We start from the raw sequence: 24,877 nt of genomic DNA, 5'->3' as shown, positions 1-24,877 counted from the left end.
TATTGAGAGTCCCCCTCGCGATGACGCCTCTAGAAACCAAGCGCCCGCTGCAGCTCAATGATCAGGGCCAGCTGCGCCACTTCCTCTCGCTCGACGGTTTGCGCCGCGAGCTGCTGACGGAAATCCTCGACACCGCCGACTCGTTCCTCGAAGTCGGCGCCCGGGCGGTGAAGAAAGTCCCGTTGCTGCGCGGCAAGACCGTGTGCAACGTGTTCTTCGAGAACTCCACCCGTACCCGTACCACCTTCGAACTGGCGGCCCAGCGGCTGTCCGCCGACGTGATCACCCTGAACGTGTCCACCTCGTCGGCGAGCAAGGGCGAAACCCTGCTCGACACGTTGCGCAACCTGGAAGCGATGGCCGCCGACATGTTCGTCGTGCGCCACGGCGATTCCGGCGCTGCGCACTTCATCGCTGAACACGTGTGCCCGCAAGTGGCGATCATCAACGGCGGCGATGGCCGTCACGCGCACCCGACCCAAGGCATGCTCGACATGCTGACGATCCGTCGACACAAGGGCGGTTTCGAAAACCTTTCCGTCGCCATCGTCGGCGACATCCTGCACTCGCGGGTCGCGCGCTCGAACATGCTGGCGCTGAAAACCCTCGGCTGCCCGGACATCCGGGTGATCGCGCCGAAAACCCTGCTGCCGATCGGCATTGAGCAATACGGTGTGAAGGTTTACACCGACATGGCCGAAGGCTTGAAAGACGTCGATGTGGTGATCATGTTGCGCCTGCAGCGTGAGCGCATGGCCGGCGGCCTGCTGCCGAGCGAAGGCGAGTTCTACCGCCTGTTCGGCCTGACCACCGCGCGCCTGGCCGGCGCCAAACCGGACTGCATCGTCATGCACCCGGGCCCGATCAACCGCGGCGTGGAGATCGAGTCGGCAGTGGCCGACGGCCCGCACTCGGTAATCCTCAACCAGGTGACCTACGGCATCGCGATTCGTATGGCCGTGTTGTCCATGGCCATGAGCGGCCAGACTGCGCAACGCCAATTAGATCAAGGCCAATTCGAGCAGGAGAACGCCCAGTGAAGCTCAGCATTCTCGGCGCCCGCGTGATCGATCCAGCCAGCGGCCTGGACCAAGTCACCGATATCCACATTGAAGCCTGCAAGATCGTCGCCATTGGCGCCGCGCCGGCCGGTTTCGTTGCCGTCGACACCCTCGACGCCCAGGGCCTGGTGGCTGCACCGGGGCTGGTTGACCTGAACGTCGCCCTGCGCGAGCCGGGTTACAGCCGCAAAGGCTCGATTGTCAGCGAAACCCGCGCCGCTGCTGCCGGTGGCGTGACCAGTTTGTGCTGCCCGCCGAAAACCAAACCGGTGCTGGACACCTCGGCCGTGGCCGAACTGATCCTCGACCGCGCCCGCGAAGCCGGCAACACCAAGGTCTTCCCGATCGGCGCGCTCAGCAAAGGCCTGGAAGGCGAACAACTCGCTGAACTGGTGGCGTTGCGCGACGCTGGTTGCGTGGCCTTCGGCAACGGCCTGGAGAGTTTCCGCAACACCCGCACGCTGTGCCGGGCCCTGGAATACGCGGCGACCTTCGACCTGACAGTGATTTTCAACTCCCAGGACCATGACCTGGCCGAAGGTGGCCTGGCCCACGAAGGCCCGACCGCCAGTTTCCTCGGTTTGCCGGGCATTCCGGAAACCGCGGAAACCGTGGCCCTCGCCCGGGACCTGCTGCTGGTCGAGCAAAGCGGTGTGCGCGCGCATTTCAGCCAGCTCACCAGTGCGCGCGGTGTGGCCCTGATCGCCCAGGCCCAGGCCCGTGGCTTGCCGGTGACTGCGGACGTTGCGTTGTATCAGCTGATTCTCACCGATGAAGCGCTGATCGACTTCAGCAGCCTCTATCACGTCCAGCCGCCGCTGCGCACCCGCGCCGACCGCGACGGTTTGCGCGAAGCGGTGAAGTCGGGCGTGGTGTCAGCCATCTCCAGCCATCACCAACCCCACGAACGCGACGCCAAACTGGCGCCGTTCGGTGCCACCGAGCCAGGCATCAGCAGTGTCGAACTGCTGCTGCCCCTGGCGATGACCCTGGTGGAGGATGGTTTGCTGGATTTGCCGACGTTACTGGCGCGCTTGAGCAACGGGCCTGCGCAAGCCTTGCGCTTGCCGGCGGGGAAACTGGCAGTGGGTGGCGCAGCGGATATCGTGCTGTTCGACCCGGCGGCATCGACCGTGGCCGGTAAAACGTGGCTGTCCAAGGGTGAGAACTGCCCGTTCATTGGGCATAGCCTGCCGGGTGTAGTGCGTTACACCCTGGTGGATGGGCGGATTAGCCATCAGGCTTGAGACCGCGCTGCCCCCATCGCTAGCGGGCTAGCTCCCACAGAGGGGATGTGTGAACGACACACATCCCCTGAGGGCTTATTGGAACGTGCCGCGGTTCTGCGCGTTACGCACCGACACCTGATCATTCAGCGTCCAGAAGTCATACAACACCCCGACAAAGAACAACCCGCCTGTCACCAGGTACAGCAACCCGCTGATCCATTTCCCCTGATACATCCGATGCACACCGAACACGCCGAGAAACGTCAGCAGAATCCACGCCACGTTGTATTCGATCGGCCCGGCGGTGAACCGCAGGTCCGCTTCGCGATCCATGGCCGGGATCAGGAACACGTCGATCAACCAGCCAATGCCCAGCAAGCCGAAGGTGAAAAACCAGATCGTTCCAGTCACCGGCTTGCCGTAATAGAAGCGGTGGGCCCCGGTGAAACCGAAAATCCACAGCAGGTAGCCGATCACTTTGCTGTGCGTGTCGTGATGCCGAACGGGCGGTTGATAGGTGTTCATGGATGACCTCAATTCACGCGATAGATAAATATTCTTTGAATCTTTGTGACTTTTTTACAAGTTGCCGACGTACGGCACATGGTACCGTGCTCTCCGTCAAACCCTTGTGGTACCTGACTTCTGTCCGACAATTGCGTCAATTTGCCGCTTATTTGGTTCCGTTGAGCCCAAGGTTGAATCGACCAACGGCCTCGGAATGACAAAAAAAGCTGTTATAAAGTTTCGCGCTAACTTTTATGAGCCTTGCCTAATGCGTCCATTTTTCAAGACATGGCTAACCATTTGCCTTCTGATGCCACTGGCCGCTCACGCCACCAATCGTGAGCAACGTCTTCCTAACGTTAATGGTTACACCCCGAAATCCCATGTTTCTGCTCCTTCCAGCAAAAACAAACAAACCGCGAAGCGTTCGACCCAACTGAGCAAAGCCAACAGCAAGCTTGTCCCGCCGATGGCGACCAAGGAAAGCAGCAACGTGCTGAGCCGCGCGGTCAACGTCCTCGGTACTCCATACCGTTGGGGCGGCAGCAGCCCAAGTAAAGGCTTCGATTGCAGCGGCCTGGTGAAATACGCGTTCAACGACGCCACGTTCGACCTGCCGCGCACCTCGAATGCCATGGCCAGCGGTCATGGCGAGAAAGTCGAGCGCAAGGATCTGAAGCCGGGCGACCTGATTTTCTTCAACATCAAGAGCCGCCGGGTCAACCACGTTGCCATCTACCTGGGCAACGACCGCTTCATCCACGCACCGCGCCGTGGCAAATCGGTGACCATCGACACCCTGAAGAAACCGTACTGGGAAAGCCACTACGTGGTTGCCAAGCGGGTTCTGCCCAAAGAGAAGAACGCGCTGCAGGTTGTTCAGCGCTGATCTGAAATCCCGGGCCTAAAACCCGGGATTTTGCTTTGAACCTGATGCCCCCATCGCGAACAGGCTCGCTCCCACATTGGAATGCGATCAACTGTGGGAGCGAGCCTGCTCGCGATGGCGTCTTTGAAAGCGCTACAGATCTACCAATCAGAAATTATCCGGCGAGCGCGCCTTCTCCCGCGCATGGTCGCGAGTGATCAAGCCTTTGGTCACCAGATCCTTCAAGCACATATCCAGCGTCTGCATCCCCAGATTCCCGCCGGTCTGGATCGACGAGTACATCTGCGCGACCTTGTCTTCGCGAATCAGGTTCCGGATCGCCGACGTCCCCAGCATGATTTCATGCGCCGCAATGCGTCCGCCGCCGATCTTCTTCACCAGCGTTTGCGAGACCACCGCCAGCAATGACTCGGACAACATCGAACGCACCATCGACTTCTCATCCCCCGGAAACACATCGACGATCCGATCGATGGTTTTCGCCGCCGACGTGGTGTGCAGCGTGCCGAACACCAGATGGCCCGTCTCGGCAGCGGTCAACGCCAGGCGAATAGTCTCCAGGTCGCGCATCTCCCCCACCAGAATCACATCCGGATCTTCCCGCAACGCCGAGCGCAACGCGGTGGCAAAGCTGCGGGTATCGCGATGGACCTCGCGCTGATTGATCAGGCATTTGCGCGATTCGTGGACGAATTCGATCGGGTCTTCAATGGTGAGAATGTGGTGATGGCGGTGGTTGTTCAGGTAGTCGATCATCGCCGCCAGCGTGGTGGATTTACCGGAGCCGGTCGGACCGGTCACCAGCACCAGGCCACGGGGCGACTCGGTAATCTTGCGAAACACTTCCCCCATTCCCAGGTCGTCCATGCTCAGGACTTTCGACGGAATGGTCCGGAACACCGCGCCAGCGCCCCGGTTCTGGTTGAACGCATTGACCCGGAAACGCGCGACGCCGGGCACCTCAAAGGAAAAGTCGGTTTCCAGGTGTTTTTCGAAGTCCACCCGCTGGGTGTCGTTCATGATGTCGTAGATCAGTTCCTGGACCGCTTTGTGGTCCAGCGGCGGCAGGTTGATGCGCCGCACATCGCCGTCGACGCGAATCATCGGCGGCAGGCCGGCGGACAGGTGCAAGTCGGACGCGCCCTGTTTCGCGCTGAAGGCCAGCAGTTCAGTGATATCCATAGCACTCCTCAATTCCAGTAGAATGCCGCCAACCTCAGACCCGCTGGCGCCTCTTGAATGTCCACGATAGCAGACAACATTGCACTGGTTAGTTCTCGAATCCGAGCTGCCGCCCTCGCCGCCCACCGTGACGAACAAAGCGTCCAGCTATTGGCCGTGAGCAAGACCAAGCCCGCCGAGGCCCTGCGTGAAGCCCACGCCGCCGGCCTGCGCGACTTTGGCGAGAACTACCTGCAGGAAGCCCTGAGCAAACAGCTCGAATTGGCCGACCTGCCCTTGATCTGGCACTTCATCGGCCCCATTCAATCGAACAAGACTCGCGCTATCGCCGAGCACTTTGCTTGGGTGCATTCCGTGGATCGTCTGAAAATCGCACAACGCCTGTCCGAACAACGCCCTGCCGATCTGCCGCCATTGAACATCTGCATCCAGGTCAACGTCAGCGGCGAAGCCAGCAAGTCCGGTTGCACCCCGGCCGACCTGCCCGTCTTGGCGAAGGCCATCAGCGAACTGCCGCGCCTCAAGCTGCGCGGGCTGATGGCGATTCCCGAGCCGACGGAAGATCGCGCCGCCCAGGACGCCGCTTTTGCTGCCGTGCACAGCCTGCAAGCCAGCCTGGACCTGCCGCTCGACACACTTTCCATGGGCATGAGCCACGACCTCGAGTCGGCCATCGCCCAAGGCGCCACCTGGGTACGCATTGGCACGGCCCTGTTTGGCGCCCGCGACTACGCACAGCCTTGACCACTTTCTTTCTAAGGACCTGACATGAGCAAGACTCGTATTGCCTTTATCGGTGCCGGAAACATGGCCGCCAGCCTGATCGGCGGCCTGCGCGCCAAAGGCCTGGACGCCGCACAGATCCGCGCCAGCGATCCGGGCGCTGAAACCCGCGGCAAAGTGAACGCCGAGCACGGCATCGACGTATTCGCCGACAACGCCGAGGCCATTCAAGGCGCGGATGTGGTCGTGCTGGCGGTCAAACCCCAGGCGATGAAAGCCGTGTGCGAAGCGATCCGCCCGAGCCTGAAGCCAAATCAGATGGTGGTGTCGATCGCCGCCGGCATCACCTGCGCCAGCATGAACAACTGGCTGGGCGCGCAACCCATCGTGCGCTGCATGCCGAACACCCCGGCGCTGTTGCGTCAGGGCGTCAGCGGCTTGTTCGCCACCGCCGAGGTCACCCCCGAGCAGCGTCAACAGGCTGAAGAGCTGCTGTCGGCGGTGGGCGTCGCCTTGTGGCTGAGTGAAGAACAGCAACTGGACGCAGTCACCGCCGTGTCCGGTTCAGGCCCGGCGTACTTCTTCCTGCTGATCGAAGCCATGACCGCCGCCGGGGTGAAACTCGGCCTGCCCGCCGACATCGCCGCGCAACTGACCCTGCAGACCGCACTGGGCGCCGCACACATGGCGGTGTCCAGTGATGTCGACGCCGCTGAACTGCGTCGCCGCGTAACTTCGCCAGCGGGCACTACAGAAGCTGCAATCAAATCGTTCCAGGCTGGCGGCTTCGAAGCGCTGGTGGAAAAAGCACTCGGCGCCGCCGCGCACCGCTCGGCCGAGATGGCTGAGCAACTTGGCCGCTAATCAGCTCTTACAAAGGAATCAATGATGCTTGGACTCAATGACGCTGCCATTTTCATCATCAAAACCCTGGGCAGCCTGTACCTGCTGATCGTGCTGCTGCGCTTCATCCTGCAACTGGTTCGGGCGAATTTTTACAACCCGCTCTGCCAGTTCATCGTGAAAGCCACTCAACCGCTGCTCAAGCCGCTGCGCCGGGTCATCCCGAGCATGTTCGGGCTGGATATGTCGTCGCTGGTGCTGGCGCTGATCGTGCAGATGCTGCTGATCGCGGTGATCCTGGCGCTCAAAGGCTTCATGGTCGACTGGGTGCTGTTGGTGCCCTGGGCCCTGATCGCGCTGTTCTCGCTGTTCTTGAACATTCTGTTCTACGCCATGATCATCAGCGTGATCCTGTCCTGGGTCGCTCCCGGCAGCCACAACCCAGGCGCCGAACTGGTCGCGCAGATTACCGAACCGGTGCTGGCACCCTTCCGCCGGATCATTCCAAACCTGGGCGGCCTCGATATCTCGCCCATCTTCGCGTTTATCGTGATCCAGCTGCTGCAGAGCTGGCTGATCCCGCGTCTTGCGTACTTCGCCTTCATGCCGCAGGGGTTGCTCGGGCTGATCTGATTCTGGCCCGACAACCGCATCATCGTTCTCCGCGGCCAAGCCACGCTCCCACAAGGACCAGATCAATCTGTGAGGGCGGGCTTGCCCGCGGCGGCCGCGCCCTGGTCTGAAAGGAAAAACAGCTCGGGCCTTTGCTTGCCGCTAACCCCACCGGTCTTTAGACTTACGCCTCATTTCAACGAGAGCAGGGTCGATGCCAACTGCCTTCCCCCCCGATTCTGTTGGTCTGGTGACGCCGCAAGTGGCGCACTTCAGCGAACCCCTGGCCCTGGCCTGCGGCCGTTCGCTCCCGGCGTATGACCTGATTTACGAAACCTACGGCACGCTGAACGCCACGGCGAGCAACGCCGTGCTGATCTGTCACGCCTTGTCCGGCCACCATCACGCGGCCGGTTTCCACAGCCCGGACGATCGCAAGCCGGGCTGGTGGGACAGCTGCATCGGCCCCGGCAAGCCGATCGACACCACTAAGTTCTTCGTCGTCAGCCTGAACAACCTCGGCGGCTGCAACGGGTCCACCGGCCCGAGCAGCCTCAACCCGGACACCGGCAAGCCATTTGGCGCCGACTTTCCGGTGCTGACCGTGGAAGACTGGGTGCACAGCCAGGCACGCCTGTCCGACCTGCTCGGCATCCGCCAATGGGCGGCGGTGATTGGCGGCAGCCTCGGCGGCATGCAGGCGTTGCAGTGGACCATCACCTACCCGGACCGCGTGCGGCACTGCCTGGCCATCGCCTCGGCGCCGAAGCTGTCGGCGCAGAACATCGCGTTCAACGAAGTGGCGCGTCAGGCGATCCTGACCGACCCCGAGTTCCACGGTGGGTCGTTCCAGGAAGCGGGGGTGATCCCCAAGCGCGGCTTGATGCTGGCGCGGATGGTCGGGCATATCACCTACTTGTCCGACGATTCCATGGGCGAGAAATTCGGCCGCGGCCTGAAGAGCGAAAAGCTCAACTACGACTTCCACAGCGTCGAGTTCCAGGTCGAAAGCTACCTGCGTTATCAGGGTGAAGAATTTTCCGGGCGTTTCGACGCCAACACTTACCTGCTGATGACCAAGGCGCTGGACTACTTCGACCCGGCGGCGAACTTCGACGATGACCTGGCGAAAACCTTCGCCGACGCCTCCGCCAAGTTCTGCGTGATGTCCTTCACCACCGACTGGCGCTTCTCCCCGGCCCGTTCGCGGGAACTGGTAGACGCATTGATGGCGGCCAGGAAAGACGTCTGCTACCTCGAGATCGACGCTCCGCAAGGCCACGACGCCTTTCTGATTCCGATCCCGCGCTACTTGCAGGCGTTCAGCAATTACATGAATCGCATTACGTTGTGAGAAAGCCATGAGAGCTGATCTGGAAATCATCCAGGAATGGATCCCCGCCGGCAGCCGCGTGCTCGACCTCGGCTGCGGCGACGGCGAGCTGCTGACCTGGCTGCGCGACAACAAGCAAGTCACCGGCTATGGCCTGGAAAACGACCCGGACAACATCGCCGAGTGCGTGGCCAAGGGCATCAACGTCATCGAGCAGGACCTGGACAAGGGCCTGGGCAATTTCGCCAGCAACAGCTTCGACATCGTGGTCATGACCCAGGCGCTGCAAGCGGTGCACTACCCGGACAAGATCCTCGACGAAATGCTGCGGGTCGGTCGCCAGTGCATCATCACCTTCCCCAACTTCGGTCACTGGCGCTGCCGCTGGTACCTGGCGAGCAAGGGCCGGATGCCGGTGTCGGAATTCCTGCCCTACACGTGGTACAACACGCCAAACATCCACTTCTGCACCTTCGAGGACTTTGAAGAACTTTGTCGCGAACGTGAAGCGAAGGTCATTGATCGGCTGGCGGTGGATCAACAACACCGGCACGGGTGGGCCAGCAAGCTATGGCCTAATCTGTTAGGTGAGATCGGTATCTACCGCGTCAGCAGCCCCGGGCTGCAAGATCACAAGATCGCGGTCTGAACCACGCCATTCCAAGGAGAACGATCATGGGTCGTCTAGCGCTGCTTTTATTCACTGCCTGCCTGAGCGTCACCGCCATGGCCGCCGACATCATCAAAGGTGACCGCCAGGAAAAATTCGGCGATGTGACGGTGCATTACAACACCTTCAACTCCACCTTCCTGACACCGGACATCGCCAAGGCCGCGGAACTGACCCGCAGCAAGAATCAAGGCGTGATCAATATTTCGGTACTGAAGGACGGCAAGCCGCAGATGGCCCAGGTCAGCGGCGCGGTCAAAGACTTGACCAGCCAAAGCGTGAACCTGAACTTCCGCCAGATCACCGAACAAGGCGCGATCTACTACATCGCCCAGTTTCCGGTGGATCAGCAGGAAACCCGCACCTTCGAGATCAAGGTGCAGACCGGTGACAAAATCAACACCATCAATTTCAACCAAGAGCTTTTCCCCGGCGAATGATGAACTTCACGCAACTCGTACTGGCCAGCCATAACGCCGGCAAACTCAAGGAACTCCAGGCCATGCTCGGCGGCTCGGTGCAACTGCGCTCGATCGGCGAGTTCAGCCAGATCGAGCCTGAAGAAACCGGCCTGTCCTTCGTCGAAAATGCCATTCTCAAGGCCCGTAACGCCGCGCGCATTTCCGGTTTGCCAGCGCTGGCGGATGACTCCGGGCTGGCCGTGGACTTCCTTGGCGGTGCGCCGGGGATCTACTCGGCCCGCTACGCTGACGGCAAGGGCGATGCGGCGAACAACGCCAAACTGCTCGACGCCTTGAAAGACGTGCCGGACGCCGAGCGCGGTGCGCAGTTCGTCTGCGTGCTGGCGCTGGTGCGTCACGCCGACGATCCGCTGCCCATCCTCTGCGAAGGCCTGTGGCATGGTCGCATCCTGCACGCCGCCAGCGGAGAACACGGGTTTGGCTACGACCCGCTGTTCTGGGTGCCCTCGCGCGATTGCTCCAGCGCCGAGTTGAGCCCGAGCGAAAAGAACCTCATCAGCCACCGCGCCCGTGCAATGGATCTGCTGCGCCAGCGTCTAGGCCTGATATGACCCTTGAATCATCCGCGCCAGCGCTGATCTTCGGCGGTGGCGCCGCTTCGCCCCGGAGCGCGCTGACAACGCTGCCGCCCCTGGCGCTGTACATCCACATTCCGTGGTGTGTACGCAAATGCCCTTATTGCGACTTCAACTCCCACACGGCCAGCCCGGTGCTGCCGGAGCAGGAATACGTCGACGCCTTGCTGGCTGACCTCGATCAGGATCTGCACGCCGTGTACGGCCGTGAATTGAGCTCGATCTTCTTTGGTGGTGGCACGCCGAGCCTGTTCAGCGCCGAAGCTCTGGGCCGCTTGCTCAAAGGCGTCGAGCAGCGCATCCCGTTTGCCAGTGACATCGAAATCACCCTGGAAGCCAATCCCGGGACGTTCGAGCAGGAAAAGTTTGTCGCTTACCGCGCGCTGGGCATCAATCGCCTGTCGATCGGCATCCAGAGTTTTCAGGAACAGAAGCTCAAGGCACTGGGGCGGATTCACAATGGCGATGAAGCCGTGCGTGCCGCCGGCATGGCCCGCCAGGCCGGGTTCGATAACTTCAACATGGACTTGATGCACGGCTTGCCCGATCAGTCGCTGGATGACGCGTTGGCCGACCTGCACACTGCCATAGCCCTGAAGCCGACGCATTTATCCTGGTATCAGCTGACCCTGGAGCCAAACACGGTGTTCTGGAACCAGCCGCCAACGCTGCCGGAAGACGACACCCTGTGGGACATCCAGGAAGCCGGCCAGGCGTTGCTGGCCGAGCACGGCTACGCGCAATACGAAGTGTCGGCCTACGCCCAGCCCGGCCGCCCGGCGCGGCACAACCTCAATTACTGGAGTTTCGGTGATTTCATCGGCATCGGTGCGGGTGCGCACGGCAAGCTCAGTCATCCGGACGGGCGCATCGTGCGCACCTGGAAGACCCGATTGCCGAAGGACTACCTGAACCCGGCGAAGAGCTTCAAGGCGGGCGAAAAAGCGCTGACCAATGATGAGCTGCCGTTCGAGTTCCTGATGAACGCCTTGCGCCTGACCGAAGGGGTCGATTCGCAGTTGTATCCGGCGCGTACCGGCCTGCCGCTGGAAAGCCTCGCCGAAGGCCGCCACGACGCCGAACAAAGCGGCCTGATGCGGGTCGAACCGTCACGTCTGGCGGCCACCGAGCGCGGGCAACTGTTCCTCAACGACTTGCTGCAAAAATTTCTGAGCTGATTTCAGCCTTAAGGGAAAACGAATGGATTTGATACTCGACCTGCTCGCCACCGTCTCCCGCTGGAGCCGCAGCAACCTGTCGGAGATCTCTCTGGCACTGGTGGGCTGCTTGCTGGTGCTGTTCGGCGCCGACATCAAAGGCTGGGTCGATCAACGCCTGGGCAGCATCGCCGGCGCCTTGCGCGTTCCGCTGATGGCCCTGCTGTGCATGGTCGGCAGCGGCCTCGCCCTGATCTACGCCACACCGTGGATCGTTCGCGGCTTGAGCCAGTTCAACAACTACAGCCTGGCACCGGTGTTGCTGGTGGTGTTGGTGCTGATTGGCGTAGTCGCTGACCGCCGCTAATCCTGGTTGTACCCAAAACGACTGTGGGAGCGGGCTTGCTCGCGAAGGTGGCGTGTCAGCCGACATAAATGCTGTCTGACACGCTGCCTTCGCGAGCAAGCCCGCTCCCACATTGGGTATCGCGCTGGGATCAGGACTGTTTTTCGAACTTCAGATCCCACACCCCATGCCCAAGACGTTCGCCACGGCGTTCGAACTTGGTGATCGGGCGCTCCGCCGGGCGCGGGACGCACTTGCCGTCTTCGGCCAGGTTGCGATAACCCGGCGCAACATTCATCACTTCCAGCATGTACTCGGCGTACGGCTCCCAGTCGGTGGCCATGTGCAGCACACCGCCAACCTTCAGCTTGCTGCGCACCAGCTCGGCGAACGACGCCTGAACGATGCGGCGCTTGTGGTGGCGGCTCTTGTGCCACGGGTCCGGGAAAAACAGCATCAGGCGATCGAGGCTGTTGTCGGCCACGCAACGGTTGAGTACTTCGATCGCATCGCAATCGTAGACCCGCAGGTTGGTCAGGCCTTGCGTCAGCACGCCATTGAGCAGCGCGCCGACGCCCGGGCGGTGCACTTCCACGCCAATGAAATCCTGTTCAGGCGAAGCGGCAGCCATTTCCAGCAGCGAATGGCCCATGCCGAAACCGATTTCCAGCGAGCGCGGCGCCGAGCGACCGAACACCTGGTCGTAGTCCACCGGCGCTTCGGCCAGCGGCAACACAAACAGCGGCGTGCCCTGGTCGAGGCCGCGCTGCTGGCCTTCGGTCATGCGCCCGGCGCGCATCACGAAACTCTTGATGCGGCGGTGTTGGCGCTCTTCGCCTTCTTCCATCTGGATTGGCGTGTCGTTTGATTCAGTCATCAATGGCTCTTACTTGATCAGACCATCCAGCGGCGAGGAGGCGCTGGCATAGAGTTTTTTCGGCATGCGGCCGGCGAGGTAGGCCAGACGGCCGGCGATGATGGCGTGTTTCATCGCCTCAGCCATCATGATCGGCTGCTGGGCATGAGCGATGGCCGAGTTCATCAGCACCGCTTCGCAACCCAGCTCCATAGCGATGGTGGCATCGGACGCGGTACCGACACCGGCATCCACCAACACCGGGATCTTGGCTTCTTCGAGGATGATCTGCAGGTTGTAAGGGTTGCAGATCCCCAGGCCCGTGCCAATCAGACCGGCCAATGGCATGACCGCGATAACACCGATTTCCGCCAATTGACGGGCGATGATCGGGTCATCGCTGGTGTAGACCATCACGTCAAAGCCTTCCTTGACCAGCACTTCGGCGGCCTTGAGGGTTTCGATCACGTTGGGGAACAGGGTTTTCTGGTCCGCCAGCACTTCCAGCTTCACCAGGTTGTGGCCACCGAGCAGCTCACGAGCCAGACGGCAGGTGCGCACGGCCTCGGTCGCATCGAAGCAACCGGCGGTGTTGGGCAGGAAGGTGTAGCGATCCGGCGACAGGACCTCGAGCAGGTTCGGTTCGCCCGGGGTCTGGCCGAGGTTGGTGCGACGCACGGCGAAGGTGACGATCTCGGCACCCGAGGCCTCGATGGCCAGGCGGGTTTCTTCCATGTCACGGTACTTGCCGGTACCGACCAGCAAACGCGACTGGTAAGTACGACCGGCCAGGACGAAAGGCTTGTCGCTACGAACGATGCTCATGGGAAATCCTCTGTAGGGGTGAGGTTCTTGCAGAATTCTGTGCCCTTGCGGGCTGAACGGCTAGCCGCCGCCGATGGCGTGCACCACTTCGACGGAATCGCCGTCTTTCAGCGTGGTGTCTGCGTGCTGGCTGCGCGGGACGATATCCAGATTGAGCTCGACCGCCACCCGGCGTCCGGTCAGTTCCAGACGGGTCAGCAGCGCCGCAACGGTTTCACCGTCGGGCAGTTCAAGGGATTCGCCGTTCAACTGAATGCGCATGCCGGAAGCCGCCATCATTTTTAGGGGCTGGCATTCTAGCCCGATCGGTCAGGATGACCCAAGCCATTCGTCAGTCATGGTCCCTGTAGGCGCGCTCCTACACCGACAGCCGCCAGGCAGCGAGTCCCAGGCACAGCCAGCCAACCAGGAAGGCCAGGCCACCGAAAGGGGTGATGATCCCGAGCTTGCTGATGCCGGTCAGGGTCAGCACATACAGGCTGCCGGAAAACAGCAGGATGCCGATGGCAAACGAAGCGCCGGCCCAGGTGATCAGACGCCCCGGAATCTGCGTGGCCAGCAGCGCAACGCCCAACAGCGCGAGGGTATGCACCAGCTGATAGGTGACGCCGGTATGGAAAATCGCCAGGTATTCGGCGGTCAGACGGTTTTTCAAGCCATGGGCGGCGAATGCGCCGAGGGCAACGCCAGTGAAACCGAAGAAAGCGGCCAGCATCAGAAAGCCACGCAGCATGAAGAACTCCAGTCAGACTCGATCAACAGGGTCTGTATAATGGCCCGCTCAACGGGTTCGGCCAAGCCATCTCTATGCTGCGTTTATTTTTGCGACGATTCACGAAGGCCCTGCTCTGGTTCGCGGGGGGCAGCGTATTGCTGGTGCTGATGTTTCGCGTGGTGCCGCCACCGGGCACGGCGCTGATGGTCGAGCGCAAAGTCGAATCCTGGTTCGATGGCGAGCCGATTGATCTGCAACGCACTTGGAAACCCTGGGATGAAATCTCCGACGACCTGAAAGTTGCGGTGATTGCAGGCGAAGACCAGAAATTTCCGGAGCATTGGGGTTTTGACTTCGGTGCGATCCAGGCGGCGTTAGCGCACAACGAGCTTGGCGGCTCGATTCGCGGCGCCAGCACATTGAGTCAGCAAGTGTCGAAGAATCTGTTTTTGTGGTCTGGCCGCAGCTGGCTGCGCAAGGGCCTGGAAGCCTGGTTCACCGGGTTGATCGAAGTGTTCTGGCCCAAGCAGCGGATCCTTGAGGTCTATCTGAACAGCGTTGAGTGGGATGACGGGGTGTTTGGCGCGGAAGCGGCGGCCCGGCATCACTTTGGCGTCAGTGCGAAAAGCCTCAGCCGCCAACAGGCGAGCTTGCTGGCAGCGGTGCTGCCTAATCCACGGGTGTGGAGTGCGAGCCATCCGACCAGCTATGTGGCGCGGCGGGCCGGGTGGATTCGGCAGCAGATGAGTCAGTTGGGTGGTGACAGCTATTTGCTGGGACTCAACGATTCACGACGGGCGCCTTGGGCCCAATAACGCCGAAAAAGCCCCTGTGGGAGCGGGCTTGCTCGCGAAGGCGGCTGGTCATTTGACCTATTCAGTGACTGACATGACGCCTTCGCGAGCAAGCCCGCTCCCACAGAGGACCAGGCGAACCTGAAAATGTGCAAAAACAAAAACGCCCCGATCATTGATCGGGGCGTTTTTTATTGCCTTGGCGAAGCTTAGGCAGCGATCGACAACTTGAGCTTGTTCATCGCACTCTTCTCGAGCTGACGAATACGCTCGGCCGACACGTTGTACTTCTGCGCCAGGTCGTGCAGCGTGGCTTTCTCTTCAGCCAACCAGCGCTGATAGAGGATGTCACGGCTGCGGTCGTCCAGCACTTCCAGCGCTTCGTGCAGGTTGTGGTTGGAGTTGTCGCTCCAGTCGGCATCTTCCAGTTGACGGGCCGGGTCGTACCGGTGGTCTTCCAGATAGTTGGCCGGCGACTGGAAAGCGCTGTCGTCGTCCGCTTCCGCGGCCGGGTCGAAGGCCATGTCATGGCCGGTCAGGCGGCTTTCCATCTCGCGCACTTCCCGCGGCTCTACGCCGAGGCTTTCCGCCACACGGTGGACTTCCTCGTTGTTCAGCCACGCCAGACGTTTCTTCTGGCTGCGCAGGTTGAAGAACAGCTTGCGCTGGGCCTTGGTGGTCGCGACTTTCACAATGCGCCAGTTGCGCAAGATGAACTCGTGAATTTCCGCCTTGATCCAGTGCACGGCGAACGACACCAGGCGCACGCCCATTTCCGGGTTGAAGCGCTTCACCGCCTTCATCAGGCCAACGTTGCCTTCCTGGATCAGGTCAGCCTGCGCCAGGCCGTAGCCGGAATAGCTACGGGCGATATGTACGACAAAACGCAGGTGGGCGAGCACCATCTGCCGAGCCGCCCCCAAATCCTGCTCATAATAGAGACTCTCGGCCAGTTCACGCTCCTGCTCCGGCGTCAGCAACGGAATGCTGTTCACGGTGTGCACATAGGCCTCCAGGTTCGCACCCGGGACCAGAGCATATGCAGGTTGCAAAGAATTGGTCATACGAAAAAACCTCCGACTTACAAACTCGTGCAGTTCAGCACTGCGAAAATTGACCGGAAACCGAAAGACAAGTTCCCAAAAACGCTGAAAGGTCAATACGAGCAAAATGATATTACTTAGGCGCAAGCTCCCTCAGGTGGCGTGCGACTGCAATCCATGCACCGATATACCCCAACAGCACCGCGCCAAGCAAGAGCGACAGACCATCGGCAACCGGCACTCCTGCCAGTGCGAAATCACTGCCGTACAAACCGGCCAGCCCGACGACCGCATCATTCAGCCAGTTCAGGCCAAACGCCAACACGCCCCAGGAAAATATCCCCGCACCGAACCCATATAACGCTCCCATGTACAGAAAGGGTCTGCGCACATAGCTGTCCGTGCCACCGACGAGTTTAATCACTTCTATCTCTGTGCGGCGGTTTTCAATATGAAGACGAATGGTATTGCCTATCACCAAAAGTAATGCAGAAACCAGGAGCACGGTCAGACCGAAGACAAACCGGTCGCCCAACTTGAGGATGGCTGCCAGACGCTCGACCCAGACTAGATCAAGTTGCGCCTGTTGTACCTTCGGCAGTTCGGATAGTTTTTGTCTTAATGCTTCAAGCGCGGGCTTGTCGACCTCGTTCGGGGTCACCAGGACCACACCAGGCAGCGGGTTTTCCGGCAATTCCTTCAGCGCCTCGCCCAGGCCCGACTGTTGCTGGAATTCTTCCAGCGCCTGATCGCGGCCGACATATTCAGCATCAGCTACACCCGGAATGCCTTTGATCTGATCGCGCAACGACTCGCCTTCGGCCGGGGTGGCTTCGAGTTGCAAGTACAGCGAAATCTGCGCCGCACGCTGCCATGAGCCGCCAAGACGCTCGACGTTACTCAGTAAAAGTGACAGGCCCATGGGCAGGCTCAGAGCGACCGCCATCACCATGCAGGTGAAGAAGCTGCCAATAGGCTGTTTGCCCAGGCGACGCAGACTGTCCAGCAGACTGGCGCGATGGCTTTCAACCCAGGCGCGGAACAGCGTCGCGAAGTCCGGGCCGTCATCGTCGTCACGCTTTTTCTTCTGCGGTTGCGGGTCGGCGGCCTTTGGCGCCACGCGCTCAGAAACCTTGGGGCTGCGTGTCGCACTCATACGCCCGCCTCCCCATCGCCGATCAGTCGACCGCGTTGCAGGGTCAGCATGCGATGACGCATGCGGGCGATCAGCGCCAGGTCGTGGCTGGCGATCAGCACGCTGGTGCCCAGCCGATTGATGTCTTCGAACACGCCCATGATCTCGGCCGCCAGGCGCGGGTCGAGGTTACCGGTTGGTTCATCCGCCAGCAGCAAGGCCGGACGGTGAACGATGGCGCGGGCGATGCCGACGCGCTGTTGCTGGCCGGTGGACAGGTCGCCGGGGTACAGATCGGTTTTATCCGACAGCGCCACGCGCTCCAGGGCCGAATCCACGCGTTTGGCAATTTCGGCTTTGGACAGACCGAGAATCTGCAACGGCAACGCAACGTTGTTGAATACGGTGCGATCGAACAGCAACTGGTGATTCTGGAACACCACGCCAATCTGTCGACGCAGGTAAGGGATTTGCGCGTTGCTGATGGTGCCAAGATCCTGGCCGGCCAGCAGCAATTTGCCAGTGGTCGGACGCTCCATCGCCAGCAGCAGGCGCAACAAGGTGCTTTTACCGGCGCCGGAGTGGCCGGTCACAAACAAGAACTCGCCCCTGCGGACTCGAAAGCTCAGCTCATGCAAGCCGACGTGACCGTTCGGGTAGCGTTTACCGACCTGTTCGAAACGAATCATGAACGCTCCCGCTCGGCAAATAGTGCCTGGACAAAGGGTTCTGCTTCAAAAGTACGCAAGTCATCGATGCCTTCACCGACGCCGATGTAGCGGATCGGCAGGCCAAACTGCTTGGCCAGGGCAAAAATGACTCCGCCCTTGGCGGTGCCGTCGAGCTTGGTCAGCGCCAGGCCGGTCAGTTCGACGGTCTGGTGGAATTGCTTGGCCTGGCTGATGGCGTTCTGGCCGGTGCCGGCGTCGAGCACCAGCAGCACTTCGTGCGGCGCGGCGGCGTCGAGCTTGCCGATGACCCGGCGCACTTTCTTCAACTCTTCCATCAGGTTGTCTTTGGTGTGCAGGCGACCGGCGGTGTCAGCGATCAATACGTCGATGCCACGGGCCTTGGCGGCCTGGACCGCATCGAAGATCACCGAAGCCGAGTCAGCGCCGGTGTGCTGGGCGATCACCGGGATCTTGTTGCGCTCGCCCCACACCTGCAACTGCTCGACCGCAGCGGCGCGGAAGGTATCACCGGCCGCCAGCATGACTTTCTTGCCTTCGAGCTGCAGCTTCTTCGCCAGTTTGCCGATGGTGGTGGTCTTGCCAGCGCCGTTGACGCCGACGACAAGAATCACGAACGGCTTGCTCTGCGAGTTGATTTTCAGCGGCTGTTCGACCGGCTTGAGCATCGCGGCCAGTTCAGCCTGCAGCGACTTATAGAGAGCGTCGGCATCCGCCAGCTCTTTACGGGCCACCTTCTGGGTCAGGCGCTGGATGATCACGGAAGTGGCTTCGACCCCAACGTCAGCGGTCAGCAAGCGGGTTTCGATGTCTTCGAGCAGCTCGTCGTCGATGATCTTCTTGCCCAGAAACAGGCTGGCCATGCCTTCGCCGATGCTTGCACTGGTCTTGGACAGGCCTTGCTTGAGACGGGCGAAGAAACCGGCTTTGGTTTCTTCGGTGCGTGCAGGCTCGGTGGGTGTTTCCAAGGGGGCGACGGGGGCGGTGACCACCGGATCAACGATCGGCGCTGGCGCTGGAACAACTGGAACAACCGGAGCCGGCGCAACGAATGCAGGAATGACCGGCTCTGGGACAACAGGTGCGGGCTCTACCGCTGGCACGTCAACCGGGTCAGGCGTAAAGGCACTCGGCGCCGGAATAGGCGGCGTCACGTGCGGCGCCAGTTCGTTTTCGACCAGCGCCACCGGCTCTTCCGCCACGGGCAATGTCAGCCATGGCTCGGCGACGGGCGTCAGCGGCTGCTCGGCCACGACTTCAGGTTCAGCCTCGACGGCCGGCTGCAGCACCGGCTCGGCAATCGGCAGGACAATCGGCGCTGCTTCTTCCAGGACCGGTGCCGGGGTTGGCTCAGGGAGTGGCTGTGGCTGTTCGACGACGGTTTCCTGCGGCTTTTTGCGCAGCCATCCGAACAGGCTTTTCTTCTCGCCAGCCGCAGCTGGGGCTTTCTTGTCGTCGTTGGAACCAAACATGGAGGACGGCTATCTCACGGTAGCGACGCGCCAACGGGCGCCTCGGCAAATAAATATTCGATGCAGAACAGACTGCGATTGACCCAGCTTGTTCACGGGCAACATTTTGTAGAGGTGCGAAACGGCACTTCAAAGGTCGACCAACACGAAGGACTGGCAGGGTATCGTCGGCGAAAACGCAGAGTTTAGCTGACAAACTCAAAGCTTCCGGTGCGAACCCAGACAACCTGCTGACCGATCAAAGGCCTGATAGGCGTGGCCGCCAGTAAAACGGATCAGTATCCTAGCACCCTCTCGCCCGCTGACGCTAAGACCAAGCGGGCAGCCCAACAGGTTTAAAAACGAATGAATGCTCTTGCTCGCCGCGCTGCAGGCCTGCTGTTCAGCACAGTTGGTCTGTCACTTTCAGTCTTCGCTGCCGATCCGCAACCCACCCACGAATTCACCCTCGATAACGGCCTGAAGGTCGTCGTGCGCGAAGATCATCGTGCGCCGGTGGTGGTCTCCCAGGTCTGGTACAAGGTCGGTTCAAGCTACGAAACGCCGGGGCAGACCGGTTTGTCCCACGCGCTGGAACACATGATGTTCAAGGGCAGCGAGAAAGTCGGCCCTGGCGAAGCGTCGCTTATCCTGCGCGACCTCGGCGCCGAAGAGAACGCTTTCACCAGCGACGACTTCACCGCGTATTACCAGGTGCTGGCCCGCGATCGCCTGGGCGTCGCCTTCGAGCTGGAAGCCGATCGCATGGCCAGCCTGCGCCTGCCGGCTGACGAGTTCGCCCGCGAGATCGAAGTCATCAAGGAAGAACGTCGCCTGCGCACCGACGACAAGCCAATGTCCAAGGCCTACGAGCGCTTCAAGGCCATGGCCTATCCGGCCAGCGGTTACCACACCCCGACCATCGGCTGGATGGCTGACCTGGACCGCATGAAAGTCGAAGAATTGCGCCATTGGTACCAGTCCTGGTACGTGCCGAACAACGCCACACTGGTGGTCGTCGGCGATGTGACCCCGGACGAAGTCAAAGCCCTGGCTCAACGCTACTTCGGCCCGATTGCCAGACGCGACGTGCCGCCGGCAAAAATCCCGCTGGAACTGGCCGAGCCCGGAGAACGGCAGATCACCCTGCACGTGCAAACACAACTGCCGAGCCTGATGCTGGGTTTCAACGTGCCGAGCATCGCCACCGCTGAAGACAAGCGCTCGGTCAACGCCCTGCGCCTGATCTCGGCTCTGCTCGACGGCGGCTACAGCGGCCGCATCCCGACGCAGCTGGAGCGCGGTGAAGAACTGGTGTCCGGCGGCTCCTCGAGCTACGACGCCTACACCCGCGGCGACAGCCTGTTCACCCTGTCGGCGACGCCGAACACTCAGAAAAACAAAACCATGGCCGAGACCGAAGCCGGTCTGTGGAAACTGCTCGATCAGTTGAAAACCACCGCGCCGTCCGCCGAAGAGCTGGAGCGCGTGCGGGCGCAGGTCATTGCCGGCCTGGTTTATGAGCGTGACTCGATCACCAGCCAGGCCACCGCCATCGGCCAGCTGGAAACCGTCGGCCTGTCATGGAAACTGATGGACACCGAACTGGCCGAGCTGGAAAGCGTCACCCCGGAAGACATCCAGAAAGCCGCCAAGCTGTATTTCACCCGCGAACGTCTCAGCGTCGCCCATGTCCTGCCACTGGAGACGCCTCATGAGTGAGCGTAAAAAATCCCGCCTGGCCTTCGTTGGCCTGATGACCGTTGTATTGATCGGGTCTGCCGCCTTCTATTTCTCGAAGACCGACGACTCCGTCGCGAGCGAAGCGCTGGACAAGGCCAAGTCCAGTCAGAAGCTGCAGTCCCTGGCTGAACTCGACGGCAAGGCACCGAGCCATCGCAGCCTGGATGTGCAGACCTGGAACACTGCCGAAGGCGCCAAAGTCATGTTCGTCGAAGCACGCGAGTTGCCGATGTTCGACATGCGCCTGATCTTCGCCGCAGGCAGCAGCCAGGACGGCGATGCACCGGGCCTTGCCGTGCTGACCAACGCGATGCTCAACGAAGGCGTGGCCGGCAAGGATGTGGGCGCCATCGCCCAGGGCTTCGAAGGCCTGGGTGCCGACTTTGGCAACGGCGCGTTCAAGGACATGGCGCTGGCTTCCCTGCGCAGCCTTAGTGCCGTGGACAAACGCGAACCGGCATTGAAGCTGTTCTCCGAAGTCGTCGGCCAACCGACCTTCCCCGCCGATTCGTTCGCGCGCATCAAGAACCAGATGCTCGCCGGCTTCGAATACCAGAAACAGAACCCGGGCAAACTGGCCAGTATCGAGCTGATGAACCGCTTGTACGGCGACCATCCTTACGCGCACGCCAGCGACGGCACGGCGAAAACCATTCCCGCCATCACCCTGGAGCAACTGAAGGCCTTCCACCAGAAAGCCTACGCCGCCGGCAACGTGGTGATTGCGCTGGTGGGCGACCTTTCCCGCGCGGAAGCCGAGGCGATTGCCGCGCAAGTCTCCAGCGCGCTGCCAAAAGGCCCTGCGCTGGCAAAACTGCCGCAACCGGTCGAGCCGAAAGCCAGCATCGGGCACATTGAGTTTCCGTCCAAGCAGACCAACCTGATGCTCGCGCAATTGGGCATCGACCGCGACGACCCGGATTACGCCGCCGTGTCCATGGGCAACCAGATCCTCGGCGGCGGTGGCTTCGGCACCCGCTTGATGAGCGAAGTGCGCGAGAAGCGCGGCCTGACCTATGGTGTGTATTCGGGCTTCACCCCCATGCAGGCCCGCGGCCCGTTCATGATCAACCTGCAAACCCGTGCCGAAATGAGCGAAGGCACCCTGAAACTGGTGCAGGACGTCCTCGCCGACTACCTCAAGACCGGCCCGACCGAGAAAGAACTCGACGACGCCAAGCGTGAACTGGCCGGCAGCTTCCCGCTGTCCACCGCCAGCAACGCGGACATCGTCGGCCAGCTCGGCGCGATGGGTTTCTACAATCTGCCGTTGAGCTACCTGGAAGACTTCATGCAGCAGTCCCAGAGCCTGACCGTCGAGCAGGTCAAAGCCGCGCTGAACAAACACCTGAGCACGGACAAAATGGTCATCGTCACCGCTGGCCCGACCGTGCCGCAAAAGCCGTTACCGGCCCCATCTGATAAACCTGCCGAGCAACCGCTCGGGGTTCCGGAGCATTAATGGCCACTTCCCGCCCAAAGAAACCCGTTCACAACGTGCACAACGGCGTGAATCAGCTGCGCATCATCGGCGGCGAATGGCGCAGCCGCAAACTGAGCTTCCCTGATGCACCGGGCCTGCGCCCGACGCCGGATCGCGTGCGCGAAACCCTGTTCAACTGGCTTGCGCCGTATGTGGCCGGGGCCAAGGTGCTCGACCCGTTCGCTGGCAGCGGTGCGCTGTTTCTCGAAGCCTTGTCCCGCGGCGCGGCCATGGCTCAGGCGCTGGACGCCAGCAACATCGCGGTGTCCAGCCTGAAGGAGCACCTGGGCACCCTGCGTTGCACCACCGGCCAGGTGCAAACCGCTGACGCCCTGCGTTACCTGGAAACCCAGCCGGCGGTGGCCTACGACCTGGTGTTCCTCGACCCGCCGTTCAACCAGAACCTTTTGCCTTCCGTTTGCACCCTGCTCGAGGAGCGCCAATGGCTGGCGAACGACGCCTGGGTGTACACCGAAAGTGAAGCCGCGCCGTCGACCCTTGGCTTGCCGGCCAACTGGCGCCTGCACCGCGAGCAGAAATCCGGGCGCGTCTACTATTCGTTGTGGCAACGTATGGCAGAGATCGCCGGTTAATCGACCGGCCTGAAAAGGTGCGCACCGGTTGCGCACCGCTGCATCGAGAGCAATCGTGGCCCTTCCGTCAGACCGCTTTACCCCCGCCTTCGGCTTAGGCAACCCGCACTTGCAGACCTTGTGGGGACCGCTTTGGCGCAAAACCACGCACATCGAACGTGAGCGCGAACGCCTGTGGCTCGACGATGGCGACTTTCTTGACCTGGACTGGCACGGCCCGCACAACGCCGAGGCACCGCTGGTGCTGGTGTTGCACGGGTTGACCGGCTCTTCCAACTCGCCTTACGTGGCCGGCGTACAAAAGGCGCTGGGTGCCCAAGGCTGGGCCAGCGTCGCGCTGAACTGGCGCGGCTGCTCGGGCGAACCGAATCTGTTGCCGCGCAGCTACCATTCCGGCGCCAGTGAAGACCTGGCCGAAGCTATCAGGCACCTGCGGGCCAAGCGCCCGCTCGCGCCGCTGTACGCAGTCGGATACTCCCTGGGTGGCAATGTCCTGCTCAAGCACCTGGGCGAGACCGGCAGCGACAGTGGCGTGCTCGGCGCGGTGGCGGTGTCGGTGCCATTCCGGCTCGATCAGTGCGCCGACCGTATCGGCCAAGGGTTCTCGAAGGTTTATCAAGCGCACTTCATGCGTGAGATGGTTGCCTACATCAAGAACAAGCAACGGCAGTTCCAGCATGACGGGCGCGAGGATGGCCTGGCAAAACTGGCGGCCCTCGGCTCGCTGGAGAACATGCGCACCTTCTGGGATTTCGATGGCCGGGTCACGGCGCCGCTGCACGGTTTTACCGATGCGCAGGATTATTACCGTCGCGCCTCAAGCCGCTATTTCCTCGGCGAGATTCGCACGCCGACGCTGATCATCCAGGCCGCCGACGACCCGTTTGTGTTCCCCCACAGCCTGCCGAAAGCCGAGGAACTGTCCGCCTGCACTCAATTCGAGCTGCAAGCCAAGGGTGGGCATGTCGGGTTCGTCGACGGTTCGTTCCGGCACCCGGGTTACTACCTGGAACGGCGCATCCCGCAATGGCTGGCCGCCGTGGGTCGCGAGTAAAGCGATGAAGACCGAAAGCGAGTCGATCCACTTCTGGCAAACGGCACCGTTGGCCGGGGTCGAGCTATTATCCGCACGCTACATCGAACACCGGTTCGCGCCTCATGTGCATGATGGCTTCGTGATCGGCATGATCATGGCCGGCGCCCAGCGCTATCGCTATCGCGGCGCCGAACACCTGGCGGGCAGCGGCACGCTGGTGCTGATCAACCCCGATGAATTGCACACCGGCCACAAAGGCACGGAAAACGGCTGGCTGTACCGGGCGTTTTATCCCGACAGCGGGCAGATCCTCTCGCTGTTGAGCGAGCTGGAACTGCCGACCCACACTTTGCCGGCGTTTGGCGCCACGTTGTATCGCGATCCGGATCTGGTGATGGGTTTCTGCCAACTGCACCGTCTGCTCGAAAGTCCGTCCACGGCGCTGCAACAGCAGACCGCCTGGCGGGAAATGATGCTGGCGTTGCTGCAACGTCATGCCACCGTTCCGGACGCGGGCAAACCCGGCAAGGAACACCGGGCGGTGGCGTCGGCCAAGGAACTGCTGCAATCGCAATTGGCGGCGCCACCGTCCCTGGAAGAACTCGCGGCAGCGGTGAACCTGTCGCCGTTCCACTTTGCCCGGGTATTCCGCCGCGCCACCGGCATGCCACCGCACACCTGGCTGATGCAACAGCGCATCGCCCGGGCCCGGGCGTTGTTGCAGGGTGGCTGTGTGCCGCTGGACGTGGCCACGCAGCTGGGGTTCGCTGACCAAAGCCACCTGAGTCGGCAGTTCAAGCAGGTGTATGGGGTTGGGCCGGGGGCGTATCGCAAGGCGCGGCAGTTGCAGGGATATTGAAGACGATGAATTTTCAATGTGGGAGCGGGCTTGCTCGCGAAGGCGG

The 24,877-nt window shown here is 61.5% G+C and carries 28 protein-coding genes; 18 read left to right on the top strand and 10 right to left on the bottom strand.

Going from position 1 to position 24,877, the window contains the following annotated elements; genetic code table 11:
• The first annotated feature begins 20 nt into the window (after positions 1-20).
• Entirely contained in the window at positions 21-1,040 is a 1,020-nt protein-coding gene (locus tag NTD84_RS23545; RefSeq protein ID WP_192306813.1) for an aspartate carbamoyltransferase catalytic subunit, read from the top strand.
• The gene (locus NTD84_RS23540) at positions 1,037-2,308 is read left to right on the top strand and encodes a dihydroorotase (protein ID WP_262170576.1); all 1,272 of its coding nucleotides are present in this window, start codon (positions 1,037-1,039) and stop codon (positions 2,306-2,308) included. Before NTD84_RS23545 ends, NTD84_RS23540 begins: the two co-directional genes overlap by 4 nt.
• Before the next feature lie 75 nt (positions 2,309-2,383).
• Here the strand turns inward: NTD84_RS23540 and NTD84_RS23535 are convergent, their stop codons facing one another.
• Positions 2,384-2,815, bottom strand: coding sequence for a TM2 domain-containing protein (locus NTD84_RS23535; protein ID WP_262170573.1), 432 nt, complete (start codon positions 2,813-2,815; stop codon positions 2,384-2,386).
• A gap of 250 nt (positions 2,816-3,065) precedes the next feature.
• Here NTD84_RS23535 and NTD84_RS23530 point away from each other — a divergent pair, with 250 nt between their 5' ends.
• A complete protein-coding gene (locus NTD84_RS23530) occupies positions 3,066-3,686 on the top strand; it encodes a C40 family peptidase (protein ID WP_262170570.1) in 621 nt (206 codons plus the stop codon).
• Between the two features lie 147 nt (positions 3,687-3,833).
• Here the strand turns inward: NTD84_RS23530 and NTD84_RS23525 are convergent, their stop codons facing one another.
• Entirely contained in the window at positions 3,834-4,868 is a 1,035-nt protein-coding gene (locus tag NTD84_RS23525) for a type IV pilus twitching motility protein PilT (RefSeq protein WP_262170567.1), read from the bottom strand.
• A gap of 57 nt (positions 4,869-4,925) precedes the next feature.
• On the opposite strand from NTD84_RS23525, the gene NTD84_RS23520 reads away from it, so the two are divergent.
• From NTD84_RS23520 to NTD84_RS23480, 9 genes are all read left to right on the top strand, one after another.
• Positions 4,926-5,612, top strand: a complete 687-nt coding sequence (locus NTD84_RS23520) for a YggS family pyridoxal phosphate-dependent enzyme (protein WP_262170564.1) — start codon at positions 4,926-4,928, stop codon at positions 5,610-5,612.
• A gap of 24 nt (positions 5,613-5,636) precedes the next feature.
• Positions 5,637-6,455: a pyrroline-5-carboxylate reductase gene (gene proC, locus NTD84_RS23515; RefSeq protein ID WP_262170562.1), complete on the top strand. Its 819-nt coding sequence runs from the start codon at positions 5,637-5,639 to the stop codon at positions 6,453-6,455.
• 24 nt (positions 6,456-6,479) lie between these two features.
• On the top strand, positions 6,480-7,067 hold the full coding sequence (locus NTD84_RS23510) for a YggT family protein (RefSeq protein ID WP_262170559.1): 588 nt from the start codon (positions 6,480-6,482) through the stop codon (positions 7,065-7,067).
• A 193-nt stretch (positions 7,068-7,260) separates the two neighbouring features.
• Positions 7,261-8,400: a homoserine O-acetyltransferase gene (locus NTD84_RS23505; protein ID WP_262170557.1), complete on the top strand. Its 1,140-nt coding sequence runs from the start codon at positions 7,261-7,263 to the stop codon at positions 8,398-8,400.
• A 7-nt stretch (positions 8,401-8,407) separates the two neighbouring features.
• Positions 8,408-9,028 carry a methionine biosynthesis protein MetW gene (gene metW, locus NTD84_RS23500; RefSeq protein WP_262170554.1) on the top strand — a complete coding sequence of 207 codons (621 nt, stop codon included), beginning with the start codon at positions 8,408-8,410 and terminating at the stop codon, positions 9,026-9,028.
• 26 nt (positions 9,029-9,054) lie between these two features.
• Entirely contained in the window at positions 9,055-9,489 is a 435-nt protein-coding gene (locus tag NTD84_RS23495) for a DUF4426 domain-containing protein (RefSeq protein WP_262170551.1), read from the top strand.
• Entirely contained in the window at positions 9,486-10,082 is a 597-nt protein-coding gene (rdgB, locus tag NTD84_RS23490; protein WP_262170548.1) for an RdgB/HAM1 family non-canonical purine NTP pyrophosphatase, read from the top strand. The genes NTD84_RS23495 and rdgB overlap by 4 nt, the downstream gene beginning before the upstream one ends.
• The gene (gene hemW, locus NTD84_RS23485; RefSeq protein WP_262170546.1) at positions 10,079-11,284 is read left to right on the top strand and encodes a radical SAM family heme chaperone HemW; all 1,206 of its coding nucleotides are present in this window, start codon (positions 10,079-10,081) and stop codon (positions 11,282-11,284) included. Before rdgB ends, hemW begins: the two co-directional genes overlap by 4 nt.
• Positions 11,285-11,306: 22 nt before the next feature.
• Positions 11,307-11,630 (top strand): DUF3392 domain-containing protein, encoded by a 324-nt coding sequence (locus NTD84_RS23480; RefSeq protein WP_262170544.1) that lies wholly within the window; start codon positions 11,307-11,309, stop codon positions 11,628-11,630.
• A gap of 130 nt (positions 11,631-11,760) precedes the next feature.
• Here NTD84_RS23480 and trmB read toward each other — a convergent pair whose 3' ends face one another.
• The 4 genes from trmB to NTD84_RS23460 all read right to left on the bottom strand — a co-directional run bounded on the left by trmB (position 11,761) and on the right by NTD84_RS23460 (position 14,023).
• Positions 11,761-12,486: a tRNA (guanosine(46)-N7)-methyltransferase TrmB gene (trmB, locus tag NTD84_RS23475; RefSeq protein ID WP_262170542.1), complete on the bottom strand. Its 726-nt coding sequence runs from the start codon at positions 12,484-12,486 to the stop codon at positions 11,761-11,763.
• 9 nt (positions 12,487-12,495) lie between these two features.
• A complete protein-coding gene (locus NTD84_RS23470; protein ID WP_262170539.1) occupies positions 12,496-13,290 on the bottom strand; it encodes a thiazole synthase in 795 nt (264 codons plus the stop codon).
• Positions 13,291-13,350: 60 nt separating this feature from the next.
• Positions 13,351-13,551 (bottom strand): sulfur carrier protein ThiS, encoded by a 201-nt coding sequence (gene thiS, locus NTD84_RS23465; protein ID WP_262170537.1) that lies wholly within the window; start codon positions 13,549-13,551, stop codon positions 13,351-13,353.
• Positions 13,552-13,648: 97 nt separating this feature from the next.
• Positions 13,649-14,023 carry a DUF423 domain-containing protein gene (locus tag NTD84_RS23460; RefSeq protein WP_262170534.1) on the bottom strand — a complete coding sequence of 125 codons (375 nt, stop codon included), beginning with the start codon at positions 14,021-14,023 and terminating at the stop codon, positions 13,649-13,651.
• 74 nt (positions 14,024-14,097) lie between these two features.
• Here NTD84_RS23460 and mtgA point away from each other — a divergent pair, with 74 nt between their 5' ends.
• Positions 14,098-14,820, top strand: a complete 723-nt coding sequence (gene mtgA / locus NTD84_RS23455; RefSeq protein ID WP_262170531.1) for a monofunctional biosynthetic peptidoglycan transglycosylase — start codon at positions 14,098-14,100, stop codon at positions 14,818-14,820.
• A gap of 188 nt (positions 14,821-15,008) precedes the next feature.
• Here mtgA and rpoH read toward each other — a convergent pair whose 3' ends face one another.
• The 4 genes from rpoH to ftsY all read right to left on the bottom strand — a co-directional run bounded on the left by rpoH (position 15,009) and on the right by ftsY (position 19,138).
• Positions 15,009-15,863 (bottom strand): RNA polymerase sigma factor RpoH, encoded by an 855-nt coding sequence (gene rpoH / locus NTD84_RS23450; protein ID WP_007897890.1) that lies wholly within the window; start codon positions 15,861-15,863, stop codon positions 15,009-15,011.
• Positions 15,864-15,975: 112 nt separating this feature from the next.
• Complete coding sequence (gene ftsX / locus NTD84_RS23445) at positions 15,976-16,998, bottom strand: permease-like cell division protein FtsX (protein ID WP_262170528.1); 1,023 nt, start codon at positions 16,996-16,998, stop codon at positions 15,976-15,978.
• Entirely contained in the window at positions 16,995-17,666 is a 672-nt protein-coding gene (ftsE, locus tag NTD84_RS23440) for a cell division ATP-binding protein FtsE (RefSeq protein ID WP_020295825.1), read from the bottom strand. Before ftsE ends, ftsX begins: the two co-directional genes overlap by 4 nt.
• Positions 17,663-19,138, bottom strand: a complete 1,476-nt coding sequence (gene ftsY, locus NTD84_RS23435; RefSeq protein ID WP_262170525.1) for a signal recognition particle-docking protein FtsY — start codon at positions 19,136-19,138, stop codon at positions 17,663-17,665. The genes ftsE and ftsY overlap by 4 nt, the downstream gene beginning before the upstream one ends.
• Before the next feature lie 345 nt (positions 19,139-19,483).
• Between ftsY and NTD84_RS23430 the strand changes: the two genes are divergently transcribed.
• The 5 genes from NTD84_RS23430 to NTD84_RS23410 are packed head-to-tail and all read left to right on the top strand — an operon-like array spanning position 19,484 to position 24,831.
• Positions 19,484-20,839, top strand: coding sequence for a M16 family metallopeptidase (locus NTD84_RS23430; RefSeq protein WP_262170522.1), 1,356 nt, complete (start codon positions 19,484-19,486; stop codon positions 20,837-20,839).
• Positions 20,832-22,322 carry a M16 family metallopeptidase gene (locus tag NTD84_RS23425; protein WP_262170520.1) on the top strand — a complete coding sequence of 497 codons (1,491 nt, stop codon included), beginning with the start codon at positions 20,832-20,834 and terminating at the stop codon, positions 22,320-22,322. Before NTD84_RS23430 ends, NTD84_RS23425 begins: the two co-directional genes overlap by 8 nt.
• Positions 22,322-22,936 carry a 16S rRNA (guanine(966)-N(2))-methyltransferase RsmD gene (rsmD, locus tag NTD84_RS23420; protein ID WP_262170517.1) on the top strand — a complete coding sequence of 205 codons (615 nt, stop codon included), beginning with the start codon at positions 22,322-22,324 and terminating at the stop codon, positions 22,934-22,936. The genes NTD84_RS23425 and rsmD overlap by 1 nt, the downstream gene beginning before the upstream one ends.
• A gap of 55 nt (positions 22,937-22,991) precedes the next feature.
• Complete coding sequence (locus tag NTD84_RS23415) at positions 22,992-23,990, top strand: hydrolase (RefSeq protein WP_262170514.1); 999 nt, start codon at positions 22,992-22,994, stop codon at positions 23,988-23,990.
• A gap of 4 nt (positions 23,991-23,994) precedes the next feature.
• Entirely contained in the window at positions 23,995-24,831 is an 837-nt protein-coding gene (locus NTD84_RS23410) for an AraC family transcriptional regulator (RefSeq protein ID WP_262170512.1), read from the top strand.
• Positions 24,832-24,877: the final 46 nt, after the last annotated feature.

Source organism: Pseudomonas sp. 14P_8.1_Bac3, assembly GCF_025466085.1.
In the GTDB taxonomy this organism is placed as follows: Bacteria; Pseudomonadota; Gammaproteobacteria; order Pseudomonadales; family Pseudomonadaceae; genus Aquipseudomonas.
The sequence above is the reverse complement of the archived record's forward strand: the minus strand, read 5'-3'. Positions and strand labels throughout refer to the sequence as shown.